The sequence below is a fragment of the Stakelama pacifica genome (genome assembly GCF_004361835.1).
Lineage (GTDB): Bacteria > Pseudomonadota > Alphaproteobacteria > Sphingomonadales > Sphingomonadaceae > Sphingomonas > Sphingomonas pacifica.
On sequence record NZ_SNWD01000001.1, the window covers coordinates 212,446 to 227,573 of the forward strand.

Annotated in this window: 18 protein-coding genes; 17 read left to right on the forward strand and 1 reads right to left on the reverse strand. The window is 61.0% G+C overall.

The annotated features are described in order from the left end of the window. The first annotated feature begins 23 nt into the window (after positions 1-23). Genes efp through EV664_RS00905 form a run of 3 tightly spaced genes read left to right on the forward strand, consistent with a single transcriptional unit; the run spans position 24 to position 1,767 of the window. Positions 24-587 carry an elongation factor P gene (efp, locus tag EV664_RS00895; RefSeq protein WP_133493810.1) on the forward strand — a complete coding sequence of 188 codons (564 nt, stop codon included), beginning with the start codon at positions 24-26 and terminating at the stop codon, positions 585-587. Positions 588-591: 4 nt separating this feature from the next. Continuing rightward, a complete protein-coding gene (locus EV664_RS00900) occupies positions 592-945 on the forward strand; it encodes a hypothetical protein (RefSeq protein WP_133493811.1) in 354 nt (117 codons plus the stop codon). Further along, positions 946-1,767 carry an inositol monophosphatase family protein gene (locus tag EV664_RS00905; RefSeq protein ID WP_133493812.1) on the forward strand — a complete coding sequence of 274 codons (822 nt, stop codon included), beginning with the start codon at positions 946-948 and terminating at the stop codon, positions 1,765-1,767. Between the two features lie 208 nt (positions 1,768-1,975). On the opposite strand, the gene EV664_RS00910 is transcribed toward EV664_RS00905, so the two are convergent. Then, a complete protein-coding gene (locus EV664_RS00910; RefSeq protein WP_162848743.1) occupies positions 1,976-2,488 on the reverse strand; it encodes a YbjN domain-containing protein in 513 nt (170 codons plus the stop codon). A 193-nt stretch (positions 2,489-2,681) separates the two neighbouring features. Between EV664_RS00910 and ndhC the strand changes: the two genes are divergently transcribed. Genes ndhC through nuoL form a run of 14 tightly spaced genes read left to right on the forward strand, consistent with a single transcriptional unit; the run spans position 2,682 to position 15,117 of the window. Next, complete coding sequence (gene ndhC, locus EV664_RS00915; protein ID WP_133493814.1) at positions 2,682-3,056, forward strand: NADH-quinone oxidoreductase subunit A; 375 nt, start codon at positions 2,682-2,684, stop codon at positions 3,054-3,056. Continuing rightward, positions 3,047-3,586: a NuoB/complex I 20 kDa subunit family protein gene (locus EV664_RS00920; protein ID WP_133493815.1), complete on the forward strand. Its 540-nt coding sequence runs from the start codon at positions 3,047-3,049 to the stop codon at positions 3,584-3,586. Before ndhC ends, EV664_RS00920 begins: the two co-directional genes overlap by 10 nt. Next, positions 3,583-4,428 (forward strand): NADH-quinone oxidoreductase subunit C, encoded by an 846-nt coding sequence (locus tag EV664_RS00925; RefSeq protein ID WP_133493816.1) that lies wholly within the window; start codon positions 3,583-3,585, stop codon positions 4,426-4,428. Before EV664_RS00920 ends, EV664_RS00925 begins: the two co-directional genes overlap by 4 nt. A gap of 55 nt (positions 4,429-4,483) precedes the next feature. Then, positions 4,484-5,716, forward strand: coding sequence for an NADH-quinone oxidoreductase subunit D (locus EV664_RS00930; RefSeq protein WP_133493817.1), 1,233 nt, complete (start codon positions 4,484-4,486; stop codon positions 5,714-5,716). Next, a complete protein-coding gene (locus EV664_RS00935) occupies positions 5,716-6,393 on the forward strand; it encodes a complex I 24 kDa subunit family protein (RefSeq protein ID WP_133493818.1) in 678 nt (225 codons plus the stop codon). Before EV664_RS00930 ends, EV664_RS00935 begins: the two co-directional genes overlap by 1 nt. Then, positions 6,390-6,548, forward strand: coding sequence for a hypothetical protein (locus EV664_RS19120; protein WP_162848737.1), 159 nt, complete (start codon positions 6,390-6,392; stop codon positions 6,546-6,548). Before EV664_RS00935 ends, EV664_RS19120 begins: the two co-directional genes overlap by 4 nt. Position 6,549: 1 nt before the next feature. After that, the gene (nuoF, locus tag EV664_RS00940; protein WP_133493819.1) at positions 6,550-7,851 is read left to right on the forward strand and encodes an NADH-quinone oxidoreductase subunit NuoF; all 1,302 of its coding nucleotides are present in this window, start codon (positions 6,550-6,552) and stop codon (positions 7,849-7,851) included. 5 nt (positions 7,852-7,856) lie between these two features. After that, positions 7,857-8,492: a hypothetical protein gene (locus EV664_RS00945; RefSeq protein ID WP_133493820.1), complete on the forward strand. Its 636-nt coding sequence runs from the start codon at positions 7,857-7,859 to the stop codon at positions 8,490-8,492. 9 nt (positions 8,493-8,501) lie between these two features. Continuing rightward, positions 8,502-10,526, forward strand: coding sequence for an NADH-quinone oxidoreductase subunit NuoG (gene nuoG / locus EV664_RS00950; RefSeq protein ID WP_133493821.1), 2,025 nt, complete (start codon positions 8,502-8,504; stop codon positions 10,524-10,526). Next, on the forward strand, positions 10,523-11,572 hold the full coding sequence (gene nuoH, locus EV664_RS00955) for an NADH-quinone oxidoreductase subunit NuoH (protein ID WP_133493822.1): 1,050 nt from the start codon (positions 10,523-10,525) through the stop codon (positions 11,570-11,572). The genes nuoG and nuoH overlap by 4 nt, the downstream gene beginning before the upstream one ends. Positions 11,573-11,576: 4 nt before the next feature. Further along, a complete protein-coding gene (gene nuoI, locus EV664_RS00960; RefSeq protein ID WP_133493823.1) occupies positions 11,577-12,062 on the forward strand; it encodes an NADH-quinone oxidoreductase subunit NuoI in 486 nt (161 codons plus the stop codon). A gap of 34 nt (positions 12,063-12,096) precedes the next feature. Beyond that, a complete protein-coding gene (locus EV664_RS00965; protein ID WP_133493824.1) occupies positions 12,097-12,708 on the forward strand; it encodes an NADH-quinone oxidoreductase subunit J in 612 nt (203 codons plus the stop codon). After that, positions 12,705-13,010: an NADH-quinone oxidoreductase subunit NuoK gene (gene nuoK / locus EV664_RS00970; protein ID WP_133493825.1), complete on the forward strand. Its 306-nt coding sequence runs from the start codon at positions 12,705-12,707 to the stop codon at positions 13,008-13,010. The genes EV664_RS00965 and nuoK overlap by 4 nt, the downstream gene beginning before the upstream one ends. A gap of 7 nt (positions 13,011-13,017) precedes the next feature. Beyond that, positions 13,018-15,117: an NADH-quinone oxidoreductase subunit L gene (nuoL, locus tag EV664_RS00975; protein ID WP_133493826.1), complete on the forward strand. Its 2,100-nt coding sequence runs from the start codon at positions 13,018-13,020 to the stop codon at positions 15,115-15,117. Positions 15,118-15,128: the final 11 nt, after the last annotated feature.

Here is a 15,128-nt window from a genome sequence, read left to right on the forward strand (position 1 = left end):
TCCAAAAAGGTTGGTGGATCGCCATGAAGATCAGCGGCGTGGATATTCGTCCCGGCAATATTATCGAATATGATAAAGGCATCTGGCGTGCGGTGAAGATCCAGCACACCCAGCCCGGCAAGGGCGGTGCCTATATGCAGGTCGAGATGAAGAATCTGATCGACGGGCGTAAGACGAACGTGCGTTTCCGTTCCGCAGAGACGGTCGAGCGCGTGCGGCTCGACACCAAGGATTTCCAGTTCCTGTTTCAGGACGGCGAAATGCTGACCTTCATGGACAAGGACACGTTCGAACAGATCACGCTGCCCAGCGACATTCTGGGCGATGCCGCTGCGTTCCTGCAGGACGGCATGGACGTGGTGATGGAACTGCACGAGGAAAAGCCGATTTCGGTGCAGCTCCCCGATCAGATCGAGGCCGAGGTCGTCGAGGCCGACGCCGTGGTGAAGGGGCAGACCGCCTCTTCCTCCTACAAGCCTGCAATTCTGGACAATGGCGTGCGCATCATGGTGCCGCCGCACATCACCGCGGGAACGCGCGTGATCGTCGATGTCTATGAACAGGCTTATGTCAAACGAGCGGAGTAATATTTTGCGTTTTCCGATTCTTTTCGCCGCTGCCGCTGCGATGATCGCTGCCCCGGCCGCCGCCGCCCCCCAAGACAAGGCGCCGAGCAAGGCCGAGATCGACGCGGCGCAGAAAACCCTGGGCGTGATCGTCAGCGGGCTTCAGTCGGACAAGGTGCCCGCCAATGTGAAGTCGGCGATCTTCGGCTGTATCTACGAAAATTCGCTTTCCGCGATTTCGCAGGACGTGACCAAGGTGTTCGCGGCGAATAAGAAACTGGACGCGAACGATGCGACGATCCGCCTGACCGTGGTGGCGCGCGTGTGCGGCGTGCCGCCCGAAAAGGCGGTGCCCGCCGGTAAGAGCAAAGGACGCTGAATGGCTTCGCATTCGGGACTTTTGACGGTGATGGAACGGGCGGCGCGCAAGGCGGCGCCCCGGCTTCGCCGTGACTTCAACGAAGTATCGCAGCTTCAGGTGAGCCGGAAAGGGCCCGCCGATTTCGTTTCCATGGCCGATAAACGCGCCGAGGAAACGATCATCGAGGAGCTGCGCAAGGCACGCCCCGACTGGCGGATGCTGGTCGAGGAATCGGGTGAGATCGAAGGCGATCCGGACAAGCCGCGCTTCATCGTCGATCCGCTCGACGGGACGACGAACTTCCTGCACGGCATTCCGCATTTCTCCATCTCGATCGCGGTGGAGGACCCGCACGGGGCGCAGGGCAAACCGGAAATCACCACCGGTCTGGTCTATCAGCCGCTGACCGACGAAAGCTTCTGGGCCGAAAAGGGCAGGGGCGCATGGTTGCAGGATCAGCGGCTGCGCGTGTCGTCGCGGCGCGATCTGTCCGAATCGGTGATCGCCACCGGCATTCCGTTCCTGGGCCATGGCAATTTCGTCGAATGGAACCGGATTTTCGGTGCCGTCGCGCCGGAGATCGCGGGTATCCGCCGCTTAGGTTCGGCTGCGCTCGACCTGGCCTGGGTCGCTGCCGGACGGTTTGACGGCTTTTGGGAATCGGGGCTTCAGCCCTGGGACTGCGCGGCGGGCATATTGCTGGTCAAGGAGGCGGGCGGCTTCGTCACCGACTATCGCGGCACCGATATGGCGATCGAGCGCAAACAGCTGCTCGCCGCCAATGATGTGCTGCATTCGCGATTGCACAAGCTCTTGGCAGGCGCGCTTCGCAACCAGTGACGCGCTGTCGAAACGACGGTTCTAGAGGAAAGGCGCTGCCATGAGGTGGCGCCTTTCTTTTTTGCTCTTGCGGACGGCGTGGCTGGCTGACCCGGTCGTCATCGTCGGAGCGCGGCAACGACCTATCCGTTCGCGACTCCGGATTGCCGCGCCCTTTCGGGGCTCGCAAGGACGATGGTGCCGCTGCTCAGTTTCGCGCGCGCCGATATTATTCGGCGTCGTTCCAGCCGATATGCTTTTTGAACGCGGTGAGCAGGCGAATCCAGACGCGGAAATTTTCGAGGAAATTGCCGCGCGCGACTCCGCCTCCCGCCAGATTGAGGTCCATTTCGAGTCGGGGATCGTTCTGATCGTCGATATAGGCTTTGGCGAAGCGCTTCTGCTGATTCCAGCGATTGATCAGGTCGAGCCTGCGCGGCGTGGAAACCGAGAAACCGGCATAGAATTGCACCGTGCGGCACGATTTTCCCGCGATGCAATTGTTGAGGAAGATCGTGAAGGGCGTGCCGTCGACGTCGGTCTGAAGAAACGGATCGCCGTCATCGGTATGGTCGATCGTGACCTTATAGCCCTCCGAACGGACAAGCGCGGCCAGCACCTGCGGATCGGCGGTCACATTGGCATTCTGGCCCTGCGCCGGCAGCACGGGTTGTGCACCCGAGGCCGGGGCGAGCCAGAAGGCGCTGCCAAGGATCGTCGCTGCCGCCATAAGGGTACGCATATCGCCATTCATCCTTTCACTCCCGCGCCGCATACCGTGCCGACGCCCGCTTCGCCAAGCGACAAGGCGAGTCGCGTGGTGAAGGAGCATCGCGAGCGAGGATTTTACGCAACATATTGGGGCGAGGGCCTTGCTCATACGGGGCCTCCGTCCTAGAAGCGCGCCATATTTTTCCGCAAACGCGAGATGGACTTTGGTCGACCTGTCGCAATATCTGCCCATTCTGCTGTTCCTGGCCGTGGCGCTGGGGCTTTCGGCTGCCTTTGTCGGTCTGCCGATGCTGGTCGGTCGGCTGACCGGCGCGCACAATCCGTATCCCGACAAGCTGGCGGAATATGAATGCGGCTTTCCCGCGTTCGAAGATCCGCGCAACCAGTTCGACGTGCGCTTCTATCTCGTCGCGATTCTCTTCATCGTCTTCGATCTGGAGGCTGCATTCCTGTATCCATGGGCAGTCAGCGTTTTCGAGCTTGGCTGGACCGCATGGATTTCGATGATGGTCTTCATCGCTGAGCTTGCGCTCGGCCTTGCTTATGCCTGGAAAGTGGGAGCCCTGGAATGGGAGTAGAGCTTAGCCCGTCGCCGGCCGCCGGCACCGCGCCCGACCAGCGTTTCTTCGACAATCTGAACGGTGAGCTGACCGATAAGGGATTCCTCGTCACTTCGACCGAGGAGCTGTTCCAATGGGCGCGCACCGGTTCGCTGTGGTGGATGACCTTCGGTCTTGCCTGCTGCGCGGTCGAGATGATCCATGTGAACATGCCGCGTTATGACATGGAGCGGTTCGGCGCCGCGCCGCGCGCTTCGCCGCGCCAGTCGGACGTGATGATCGTCGCGGGCACGCTGTGCAACAAGATGGCGCCCGCGCTTCGCCGCGTCTATGATCAGATGTCGGACCCGAAATATGTGATTTCGATGGGCAGCTGCGCCAATGGCGGCGGCTATTATCATTACAGCTATTCGGTGGTTCGCGGCTGTGACCGTATCGTGCCCGTGGATATCTATGTCCCCGGCTGCCCGCCGACGGCAGAGGCGCTGCTCTATGGCGTGATGCAGCTGCAGCGGAAGATCCGCCGGTCGGGGACGCTGGAACGATGAGAGCATCTGCACCGAAATATGCGCCCAATGACGGCGTGATCGATTCGGCAAAGGCTGCGCTCGGCGATATGCTGGTCGAGGCGGTCGATCGGGTGGGTGAGGTTTCGCTGACCGTGAACCGCGATTCGCTGGTCGCGGCGATGACTGCGCTGCGCGACGATCCGGCGCTGCAATATCAGCAGCTGATGGAAGTGGCGGGCGTCGATTATCCCGATCGCGAAGAGCGGTTCGAGGTGGTCTATCACCTGCTTTCGGTGACGAAGAACCACCGGCTGCGCGTCAAGGTGATGACCGACGAAGTGAAGCCGGTGCCGTCGGTGACCGGCATCTGGCCGGTCGCGGGCTGGCTGGAGCGCGAAGTGTACGACATGTACGGCGTGCTGTTTTCGGGCAATCGCGACCTTCGCCGTATCCTCACCGATTACGGCTTTCGCGGCCATCCGCAGCGTAAGGACTTCCCGCTTACCGGCTTTGTCGAGCTGCGGTATTCGGAAGAGGCGAAGCGCGTGGTGTATGAGCCGGTCGAACTGGCTCAGGATTTCCGCACTTTCGATTTCATGAGTCCTTGGGAAGGCGCGAAATATGTGCTGCCCGGCGATGAAAAGGCACCCGATGCGACGCCCGCGCCGCAGCCCGAGGCAAAGGGCGCGCCGACGCCGCTGAAAGCCGCGGAAATCGCCAAGGGGACGGAGGAGAAGACTCCGCCTCAGGCAGAGGAGCCCAAGACCAGCGACGATACGACCAAGACGGGTGTCGGTCAGCCGCATCCCGGCAATCAGCCGCAGGACAAGCCCGCCGATCCCGATGTCGTGCCGCCCAAGGATGGGGGGCAGAATCAGTGATGGCTAAGCACCGTGAACCGAATCCGTTCGCTATGAGCGGGTGGGAAAGCTGAATATGGCGGAATATGTAGAAGAGCTTCTGGAGCAGCATGAGCCGGGACAGGTTTCCGGCGATGTCGAAATCCAGAATTACACGATCAATTTCGGTCCGCAGCATCCGGCGGCGCATGGCGTGCTTCGCCTTGTCATGGAGCTCGACGGCGAGATTATCGAGCGGATCGACCCGCATGTCGGCCTGCTCCATCGCGGCACCGAAAAGCTGATCGAGTATAAGACCTATTCGCAGGCGCTGCCCTATATGGACCGCCTCGATTATTGCTCGCCGCTGTGCATGGAGCATAGCTATGTGCTGGCGGTCGAAAAGCTGCTCGACCTCGAAGTGCCGCTGCGCGCGCAATATCTGCGCGTATTCTTCGCTGAGCTGACGCGTATTTCGAACCATATGCTCAACCTCGGCAGCCATGTCATGGATGTCGGCGCAATGACGCCGAACCTGTGGATGTTCGAGCTGCGCGAGGATTGCCTCAACTTCTTCGAGCGGGTGTCGGGTGCGCGGATGCATTCGAACTATTTCCGCGTCGGCGGGGTGCATCAGGATGCGCCGCTCAAGCTGCTCACCGATATTGCCGACTGGCTCGATACGCGCCTGCCGAAGCTGTTCGGCGATGCGGTCAGTCTGGTCGCCGAGAACCGGATCTTCAAACAGCGCAATGTCGATATCGCGGTCGTGAGCCGCGAGGATGCGCTTGCGTGGGGCTTTTCGGGGCCGATGATCCGCGGTGCGGGCATTCCTTGGGATATCCGCAAGAGCCAGCCTTATGACGTCTATGACCGGATGGAATTCGACATTCCGGTCGGCACGCGCGGCGATTGCTACGATCGCTTCATGGTCCGGGTCGAGGAAGTCTATCAGTCGGCGCGCATCATGAAACAGTGTCTGGCCGAGATGCCCGAAGGCCCGATCATGACGACCGATCGCAAGGTCGGGCCGCCCAAGCGCGGCGAAATGAAGCATTCGATGGAAGCGCTGATCCACCACTTCAAGCTGTATACCGAGGGCTATCACGTGCCCGCCGGTGAGGTATATGTGGCGACCGAAAGCCCCAAGGGCGAATTCGGCATCTACATGGTGAGCGACGGATCGAACAAACCCTATCGCTGCAAGATCCGCCCCACGGCGTTTTCGCATCTGCAGGCGATGGATTTCATGTCCAAGGGCCATATGCTGGCCGATACGACCGCCATTCTGGGCGCGATGGACATCGTGTTCGGGGAGTGTGACCGCTAATGGCTGCGAAGACTATTCCAGATACGCCGGAAATCCGCGAGCGCTGGGGCGCTTTCGCGTGGACGCCGGACAATGCCGCCAAGGCGAAGGAAGTGCTGGGGCGCTATCCCGAGGGGCGTCAGCAATCGTGCACGATCCCGTTTCTCGACCTTGCTCAGCGGCAGGTAGGGGCGGAGACGCAGACGCAAGGCTGGCTGCCGGTGCCGGTGATCGAATTTGTCGCGCGCGAACTGGGGCTGCCCTATGTCCGCGTGCTCGAGGTCGCGACCTTCTACACCATGTTCAATCTGCAGCCGGTCGGCCGCTATCATGTGCAGGTGTGCGGCACGACGCCGTGCTGGCTGCGCGGGTCGGACGAAGTGTTCCGCGCGTGTAAGTCGAAGGGCATGAAGAAAGGCCATACGACCGAGGACGGTCTGTGGACGCTGACCGAAGTCGAATGCATGGGCAATTGCGCGACGGCACCGATGGTTCAGATCAACGACGATAATTACGAAGATCTGACCTATGACCGCACGGTCGCGGTGCTCGACGCGCTGGCCGAGGGCAAGCAGCCCAAGACGGGCACGCAGGAGCCGGGTCGCAAAACGAGCGAGCCGGTGGGCGGACCGACTACGCTGACCGCGATGGTGGATGAAAATCACGATTATCGCGATGAGTGGGAGAAGGCGGTTTGAACCTGCTGATCGCCATATTGGTCGGCATCGTCGCCATCGCGCTCCTCGTGCTGGTGCTTAAGGTCGCGCTTGGCCTGATCGTCGTCGCGATCGGGCTCGCGGCTGCGGTGGCCGTATATTTCTTCGCTGAAAAGCTGATCGGGAAGGGGCGTTAAGATGCTCGCCGACAAGGACCGCATTTTCACCAATCTCTATGGCTTTCAGTCATGGGGTATCGATGCCGCGATGAAGCGCGGCGACTGGGATGCGACGAAGACGCTGCTCGACATCGGGCAGGATGAGATTATCGACCGGGTCAAGGCGTCGGGCCTTCGCGGGCGCGGCGGCGCTGGCTTTCCCACCGGGGTGAAATGGGGCTTCATGCCCAAGGAGCCGAAGCCGGATCGTCCGAACTTCCTCGTCATCAATGCTGACGAATCGGAACCGGGTTCGTGCAAGGACCGCGAGATCATCCGCCACGATCCGCACAAGCTGATCGAAGGCGCGCTGATCGCCGGCTTCGCGATGCGTGCGCGGGCGGCCTATATCTATATTCGCGGCGAGTATATTCGCGAGGCCGAAACGCTGTTCGCGGCGATCGCCGAAGCATACGCCAAGGGTTTTCTGGGCAAGAATGCCTGCGGGTCGGGCTATGATTTCGATGTCTTCTGCCATCGCGGTGCGGGCGCGTATATCTGCGGCGAAGAAACCGCGATGCTCGAAAGCCTTGAGGGCAAGAAGGGGCAGCCGCGCCTGAAGCCGCCTTTCCCGGCCGGGGCGGGTCTCTATGGCTGCCCGACCACGGTGAACAATGTCGAATCGATCGCGGTGGTGCCGACGATCCTGCGGCGCGGGTCGGAGTGGTTCTCGTCCTTCGGGCGCGAGAATAACAAGGGCACCAAGCTTTTCCAGATTTCGGGCCATGTCGAACGCCCCTGCGTCGTCGAAGAAGCGATGGGGGTCACCTTCCGCGAGCTGATCGAAACGCATTGCGGTGGGATCAAGGGCGGTTGGGACAATCTGCTCGCCGTCATTCCCGGCGGATCGTCGGTGCCGCTGGTTCCGGCTGCCGAAATCATGGACGCGCCGATGGATTTTGACGGGCTGAAGGACCTGAAATCGGGTCTTGGTACCGCGGCTGTCATCGTCATGGACAAGTCCACCGACATTGTTCAGGCGATCAGCCGGATCAGCTATTTCTACAAGCATGAAAGCTGCGGCCAGTGCACGCCGTGCCGTGAGGGTACGGGCTGGATGTGGCGCGTGATGGAACGGCTTCGCACCGGCGATGCCGATATTTCGGAAATCGACACGCTGTTCGAAGTGACGAAGCAGGTCGAGGGCCACACCATCTGCGCGCTGGGTGATGCCGCCGCATGGCCTATTCAGGGCCTTATCCGCCATTTCCGCCCCGAACTGGAGCGCCGTATCACCGAAAAGCGTGGTGGTGCTGAACCGATGATGGAGGCCGCGGAATGATTAAGATGGCAGGTGCGAGCTTCATACTCGCGTTGACGGTGCCGGCGTTCGTGCCGGCGGCGCATGCTGATGACCATGACCGGGCCGCATATTATATGCATTCCTTCGCGAAATGTGTTGTTCGCGGAGACAAGGACAGCGTAGCTGCTTTGCTGAACGAAAAGCCGGGGAGCGCTGAGGCGAACGCCGCGATGCAAGCGATCGGCAAGCGGCGCAGCGGCTGTTTGAAAGTGGTCGGCGGGGGCGGTAAGCTGAAGATGAACTCGGCGAGCATGCGCGGCGCATTGGCAGAGCAGCTTTATACCGATGAATTTTCCTCTCCGCCCGATGCTCCAGTACAAGGTGAACAGCCGATACCGTTTCAGGGTAGCGGCGACCCCGATCTTGTCAGCTATGACGTGGCAGCATGCATGGCGACGCGGGATCCGGTAGATACGGATAGCTTTGTTCGTACTGACGTGAAGAGCGAGGCCGAGAAGGCTGCGCTGAGCAAGCTTGCTCCCACACTTGCGAACTGCGTTCCGACCGGTACGAAACTTGGTTTCGATCGCGAATTGCTACACGGCATGGCCGCAGAGGCGCTTTGGAAGATGCGCAAGGGCGTAAGCAGCGGACCCGCCGCCGGACAGAAACTGGATTAAGAGCAAGAAATGCCTAAGGTAACCGTCGACGGAACCGAAATCGAAGTCCCGCAGGGCGCGACCGTCCTGCAGGCTTGTGAGCTTGCGGGTAAGGAAATCCCGCGTTTTTGCTATCATGAGCGGCTGTCGATTGCGGGCAATTGCCGCATGTGTCTGGTCGAGGTGAAGCCCGGACCGCCCAAGCCGCAGGCAAGCTGCGCGCTTCCCGCGAGCGAGGGGCAGGAAATCCGCACCGATACCCCGATGGTAAAGGCCGCGCGCGAAGGCGTGATGGAATTCCTGTTGATCAACCACCCGCTCGACTGCCCGATCTGCGATCAGGGCGGCGAGTGCGATCTGCAGGATCAGGCCATGGCCTATGGCAAGGGCCATAGCCGCTATGACGAGAATAAGCGCGCGGTTACCGAGAAATATATGGGTCCGATCGTCAAGACGATCATGACCCGCTGCATCCATTGCACCCGCTGCGTCCGCTTTGCCGAGGAAGTTGCGGGCGTGGAGGAAATCGGCGCGATTTATCGCGGCGAGGATATGCAGATCACCAGCTATCTGGAAAAGGCGGTGTCGAGCGAGCTTTCGGGCAATGTCGTCGACCTGTGCCCGGTCGGTGCGCTGACGAGCAAGCCGTATGCGTTCGAAGCGCGGCCCTGGGAATTGAACAAGACGCTCGCCATCGACGTGATGGATGCGGTCGGCACCAATATCCGGCTCGACAGCCGGGGCCGTCAGGTGCTGCGCAGCCTTCCGCGCGTCAATGACGAGGTTAATGAGGAATGGGCGAGCGACAAGACGCGTCATGCGATTGACGGCCTGATCCGCCGCCGCCTCGACAAGCCCTATGTCCGCCGGAACGGCAAGCTGGAAGCGGTGACATGGGAAGCGGCGTTCGACGCCATTGCCGCCGCCGCAGAAGGCGCGGGCACCAGCGTTGCCGCTGTCGCGGGCGATCTGGTCGATTGCGAGACGATGTTCGCGGCGAAGGCGCTGGTCGGCAAGTTCGGCTCGACGATGCTCGAAGGGCGTCAGACCGGCATGGACTATGACGTGTCGAGCCTGTCGGCGGTCAATTTCAATACCGGCATCGCACGGGTCGAGGAAGCGGATGTTATCCTGCTGATCGGCACCGATCTTCGCTGGGAAGCGCCGCTGGTCAATACGCGTATCCGCAAGGCGATCCGCAAGCACGGCGCGAAAGTGTTCGGCATCGGCCCCGAGCGCGACCTGACGTACAAGACCGAATGGCTGGGCAATGACCTGTCGCTGATCGGCAATCTTCCGCAGGCGGTGAAGGATGCGTTTGCCGGTGCCAAAAAGCCGGTGGTGATCGTCGGCGGCGCGGCGTTGAAGGGCGGCCATGGCGCGTCGCTGGCGGCTGCCGCTTCGCTCAATCTGGTGCGCACGCTGGAGGACGGCACAAGCTGGAACGGCTATAATGTGCTCCATATGGCGGCCGCGCGGATGGGCGGGCTGATGCTCGGCTATGCACAGGCGGGCGGTCTGGCCGATATCGTATCGGCCAAGCCGAAACTGGCCTTTTTCCTCGGCGCGGACGAGGTCGATTATTCGGCATTCGAAGGCACGTTCAAAGTCTATATCGGTCATCATGGTGATCGCGGCGCGCATGCCGCCGATGTCATTCTGCCGGGCGCGAGCTATGCCGAAAAGCCGGGCACGTACGTCAATCTGGAAGCGCGGGTGCAGCGCGGCGACCGGGCGGTATTTCCGCCGGGCGATGCGCGTGAAGACTGGACGATCCTGCGCGCGCTGTCCGACCGGCTCGGCAAGACGCTGCCGTTCGACAGCTATGAACAGCTGCGCGCCGCGATGTTCGCTGAGGTTCCGGCGCTGGGCCATGAGGGCATTGCCCGGCTCGACTGGAACCCGCCGTCGCTCGGCAGCGAAGCATCGGGTTCGGTCGCCTATCCGATTGCCGATTTCTACCTGACCAATGCGATCTGCCGCGCCAGCCCGACCATGCAGCGCTGCTCGGCCGAACTGATCCATGGCGAAGACTTTGCGGAGGCCGCGGAATGACCGCCTGGTTCGAATCCCTGGGAATGATGCACGGATGGGCGTGGTTCCTGTCCACGATCATCGGCATTCTCGTCATCGCGCTGCCGCTGATGCTGGCCGTTGCGATGGTGATTTACGCCGACCGCAAGATCTGGGCGGCAATGGCGCTGCGCCGCGGCCCCAATGTCGTCGGCCCCTTCGGCCTGTTGCAGAGCTTCGCGGACGGTCTGAAGGTGTTCCTTCAGGAAACGATCATCCCGACCAGCGCCAATAAGGGGCTGTTCCTGCTGGCGCCGGTCATCACCTTCACGGTTGCGCTGATCGTATGGGCGGTGGTGCCGTTTCAGGCCGGCGTGGTGCTCGCCAATATCAATGTCGGACTGCTCTATGTGCTCGCGGCATCGTCGCTGGGCGTGTACGGCATCATCCTTGCGGGCTGGTCGTCCAACTCGAAATATCCCTTTTACTCGGCGATCCGCGCGGCAGCGCAGATGGTGAGCTATGAAGTCGCGATCGGCTTTGTCGTGATTTCGGTGGTGCTTTGGGCGGGAAGCTTCAACCTGAGTGCCATCGTCGAAGCGCAGCGCGGCGTGTACGGGATCAAGATTCTCAACGGCTTCGGGTTCAACATTCTGCTGTTCCCGATGGCGGTGGTGTTCTTCATCTCCTCGCTCGCCGAAACGCAGCGAGCGCCGTTCGACCTGACCGAGGCCGAATCGGAGCTGGTTGCAGGCTATCAGACCGAATATTCGTCGATGAGCTTCGCGCTGTTCTGGCTCGGCGAATATGCGAACGTCATTTTGATGTGCGCGCTCAATTCGATCCTGTTCTGGGGCGGATATCTGCCGCCGCTCGACATTCCGATCCTCTATGCGGTGCCGGGCATTATCTGGCTGTTCCTGAAGATGGGTTTCTTCTTCTTCGCCTTCAGCTGGGTAAAGGCGACGGTCCCGCGCTATCGTTATGACCAGCTGATGCGGCTTGGCTGGAAGATATTCCTGCCGCTCAGCCTGTTCTTCGTCTTCCTTATTTCCGGGTTCCTGATGCTGACCCGAGTGGGATTGTGAGCATATGAGTTTCGCACAGACCCTGAAAACCTGGACGCTTTGGGAGTTCGTGAAGGCGCATGCGCTGACCCTGCGCTATTTCTTCAAGCCCAAGGCGACGATCAACTATCCGTATGAGAAGAACCCGATCTCGGCGCGGTTCCGTGGCGAGCATGCGCTTCGCCGCTACCCGAACGGCGAGGAACGGTGCATCGCGTGCAAATTGTGCGAGGCTATCTGCCCCGCGCTTGCCATCACGATCGAGGCGGAGCCGCGCGATGACGGATCGCGGCGCACGACTCGCTACGACATCGACATGGTGAAGTGCATTTATTGCGGATTGTGTCAGGAGGCGTGCCCGGTGGATGCGATTGTCGAGGGACCAAATTTCGAATTTGCCAGCGAAACGCGCGAGGAGCTGATCTATCACAAGGCCAAACTTCTCGAAAATGGGGATCGGTGGGAACGCGCCATCGCTGCAAACCTTGCCGCAGACGCGCCCTACCGTTAAGCGGCTGCCAACCTAACGGGGGCTTCCTGATTCCGTGATACAAGCTATCGCCTTTTACCTGTTCGCCATCGTCGTGCTGCTTTCGGCGGCATGCACGATATCGTCGCGCAATCCCGTGCATTCGGTGCTCTGGCTGATCCTGGCGTTTTTCAACGCCGCCGGCCTGATGGTGCTGGTCGGCGCGGAGTTCATCGCCATGCTGCTCGTCATCGTTTATGTCGGCGCGGTCGCGGTGCTCTTCCTGTTCGTCGTGATGATGCTCGACATCGATTTTGCCGAGCTTCGCGCCGGGTTCGTGCGCTATTTCTGGATCGGCCTTGCGCTGTCGCTGGCGCTGGTGTGCGAAATCTTCATCGCGATCGGCGCATGGAGCGCGGGCGGGATCGATTTCGCGCGGCGCGCAGCGCCGATCGATGCTGCGACGCCGAATATCGAGGCGATCGGGACGCTGCTCTACAGCCGCTATCTGTTCCTGTTCGAGCTCGCCGGGCTGGTGCTGCTGGTCGCGATGATCGGGGCGATCGTCCTGACTTTCCGCCGCAGGCCGGATTCACGGCACCAGCGCGTCCATGATCAGATTTCGCGCCGGTCGAAGGATGCGGTCCGCAATGTCAACGCGCCTGTCGGCAAGGGGGTAGAGCTGTGATCGGCCTTACGCATTATCTGGTCGTTTCGGCGATCCTGTTCACCATGGGGGTGCTGGGCATCTTCGTGAACCGTAAGAATCTGATCGTGATCCTGATGGCGATCGAGCTGATCCTGCTCGCGGTGAACCTCAATCTGGTGGCCTTTTCCGCCTATCTTCAGGATCTGGTCGGACAGATATTCGCCATGTTCGTGCTGACCGTCGCTGCCGGTGAAGGCGCGATCGGGCTGGCGATCCTGGTGATCTATTTCCGTGGCCGCGGCACGATCGCGGTCGATGACGTCAACCGGATGAAGGGGTGATCGTTCGGTGACTTCGATTCAATTCATCGTATTCCTGCCGCTGCTGGCGGCGGCCTTTGCCGGGCTTTCCAATCGTGCATTCGGCACGCTGGTGCCTAAGGTGGTTACGACCGGCGCGCTGTTCATCGCATGCGCGCTGAGCTGGCCGATCTTTATCGGCTTCCTTACCGGCTCGAACGAAGCGGGCGTTGCGCCGGTCTTCACCTGGATGCAGTCGGGAACGCTCGACGTTTCCTGGGCGCTTCGCGTCGATGCGCTGACCGCGGTCATGCTGGTGGTGGTGACGAGCGTCTCGTTCCTCGTTCACCTCTATAGCTGGGGCTATATGTCGGAGGATCCGGATCAGCCGCGTTTCTTCGCCTATCTGTCGCTCTTCACCTTTGCGATGCTGATGCTGGTGACGGCGAACAACCTGATCCAGATGTTCTTCGGCTGGGAAGGCGTCGGCCTTGCTTCCTATCTGCTAATCGGGTTCTGGTTCCGCAAACCCAGCGCCAATGCCGCGGCGATCAAGGCGTTCGTCGTCAACCGCGTCGGCGATCTCGGCTTCATGCTCGGTATTTTTGGAACGTATCTGGTGTTCAACACCGTTTCGATCCCCGAAATTCTAGCCGCAGCGCCGGGCATGGCGGGTTCGACGATCGGGTTCCTTGGCGGCCGGTTCGATACGATGACGGTATTGTGTCTGTTGCTGTTCGTCGGCGCGATGGGCAAGTCGGCACAGCTCGGCCTGCACACCTGGCTTCCCGACGCGATGGAAGGCCCGACCCCGGTGTCGGCGCTGATCCACGCAGCGACCATGGTGACCGCAGGCGTGTTCATGGTGTGCCGCCTGTCGCCGATGTTCGAAACCAGCGCGACCGCGATGACCGTGATTACGGTCGTCGGTGCCGCGACCTGCTTCTTTGCAGCGACGATCGGCACGGTGCAGACCGACATCAAGCGCGTGATCGCTTATTCGACCTGTTCGCAGCTGGGCTACATGTTCTTCGCAGCAGGAGTCGGTGCTTACGGCGCGGCGATGTTCCATCTGTTCACACACGCCTTCTTCAAGGCGCTGCTCTTCCTTGGCGCGGGTTCGGTCATTCATTCGATGCACCATGAACAGGATATGCGCTGCTATGGCGGCCTGCGTAAGCATATCCCGGTCACCTTCTGGGGCATGATGGCGGGTACGCTGGCCATCACCGGCGTCGGTATCTATGAGGTAGGCGGCTTTGCCGGGTACCATTCGAAGGACGCGATCATCGAAAGCGCGTTCGCGGCGGGAAGCGGCGGAGCCTTCTGGGCCGGTGTGATCGCCGCGCTGCTGACCAGCTTCTATTCCTGGCGTCTGATGTTCCTGACCTTCTGGGGCAAGCCGCGCTGGGCGACTTCGGAGCATGTTCAACACGCCGTTCATGACGGGCATGGCCATCACGGCCATGAGGACGCGCATGTCGAGCCGGGTCATGGCGACGTCGCCGACAATCCGCGTGCCGAGGATGCTGGCAGCGAGCCGCATGTCCATGGTCCGGGTGAAGAGGACATGCATGAAGGAACGGGCGGCTATCATCCGCATGAGAGCCCGATCGTGATGCTGATCCCGCTGATCGTGCTGTCGATGGGCGCGGTGTTCACCGGCTATTTCTTCCACCCGTTCTTCATCGATCCGGAAAGCGCGGGTGCGTTCTGGAAGGGCAGCCTGTTCTTCAACGAACATCTCGCCCACGCGACCCACGAGATTCCGACCTGGGCAAAGCTGTCGGCGACGGTTGCGATGCTGCTCGGCCTTGTCACGGCCTGGTACGCCTATATCGTCAACAAGGAACTGCCGGCGAAGTTTGCCGATCATTTCCGGCTGCTCTATCGCTTCCTGCTCAACAAATGGTATTTCGACGAGCTTTATCACTTCATTTTCGTGCGTCCGGCCTTTGCTCTTGGCCGTCTGTTCTGGAAGGCGGGTGACGAAGGCACGATCGACCGGTTCGGACCCAATGGTTCGGCGGCGGTGGTGTCGTTCGGCAGCCGGCTCACCGGGCGCCTGCAATCGGGATATTTGTACAGCTATGCTTTCGTCATGTTGATCGGCCTGACTGCGGCGATCACCTGGGCTGTGACACGGTGAGGGGGGCAGGA

Coding starts and splice junctions, on each gene's coding strand:
- EV664_RS00905 (WP_133493812.1), top strand. CDS start 946: ATGGCTTCGCATTCGGGACTTTTGACGGTGATGGAACGGGCGGCGCGC.
- nuoI (WP_133493823.1), top strand. CDS start 11,577: ATGAGTTTCGCACAGACCCTGAAAACCTGGACGCTTTGGGAGTTCGTG.
- nuoF (WP_133493819.1), top strand. CDS start 6,550: ATGCTCGCCGACAAGGACCGCATTTTCACCAATCTCTATGGCTTTCAG.
- EV664_RS00935 (WP_133493818.1), top strand. CDS start 5,716: ATGGCTGCGAAGACTATTCCAGATACGCCGGAAATCCGCGAGCGCTGG.
- efp (WP_133493810.1), top strand. CDS start 24: ATGAAGATCAGCGGCGTGGATATTCGTCCCGGCAATATTATCGAATAT.
- EV664_RS00920 (WP_133493815.1), top strand. CDS start 3,047: ATGGGAGTAGAGCTTAGCCCGTCGCCGGCCGCCGGCACCGCGCCCGAC.
- EV664_RS00945 (WP_133493820.1), top strand. CDS start 7,857: ATGGCAGGTGCGAGCTTCATACTCGCGTTGACGGTGCCGGCGTTCGTG.
- EV664_RS00930 (WP_133493817.1), top strand. CDS start 4,484: ATGGCGGAATATGTAGAAGAGCTTCTGGAGCAGCATGAGCCGGGACAG.
- nuoG (WP_133493821.1), top strand. CDS start 8,502: ATGCCTAAGGTAACCGTCGACGGAACCGAAATCGAAGTCCCGCAGGGC.
- nuoH (WP_133493822.1), top strand. CDS start 10,523: ATGACCGCCTGGTTCGAATCCCTGGGAATGATGCACGGATGGGCGTGG.
- EV664_RS00925 (WP_133493816.1), top strand. CDS start 3,583: ATGAGAGCATCTGCACCGAAATATGCGCCCAATGACGGCGTGATCGAT.
- EV664_RS00910 (WP_162848743.1), bottom strand. CDS start 2,488: ATGCGTACCCTTATGGCGGCAGCGACGATCCTTGGCAGCGCCTTCTGG.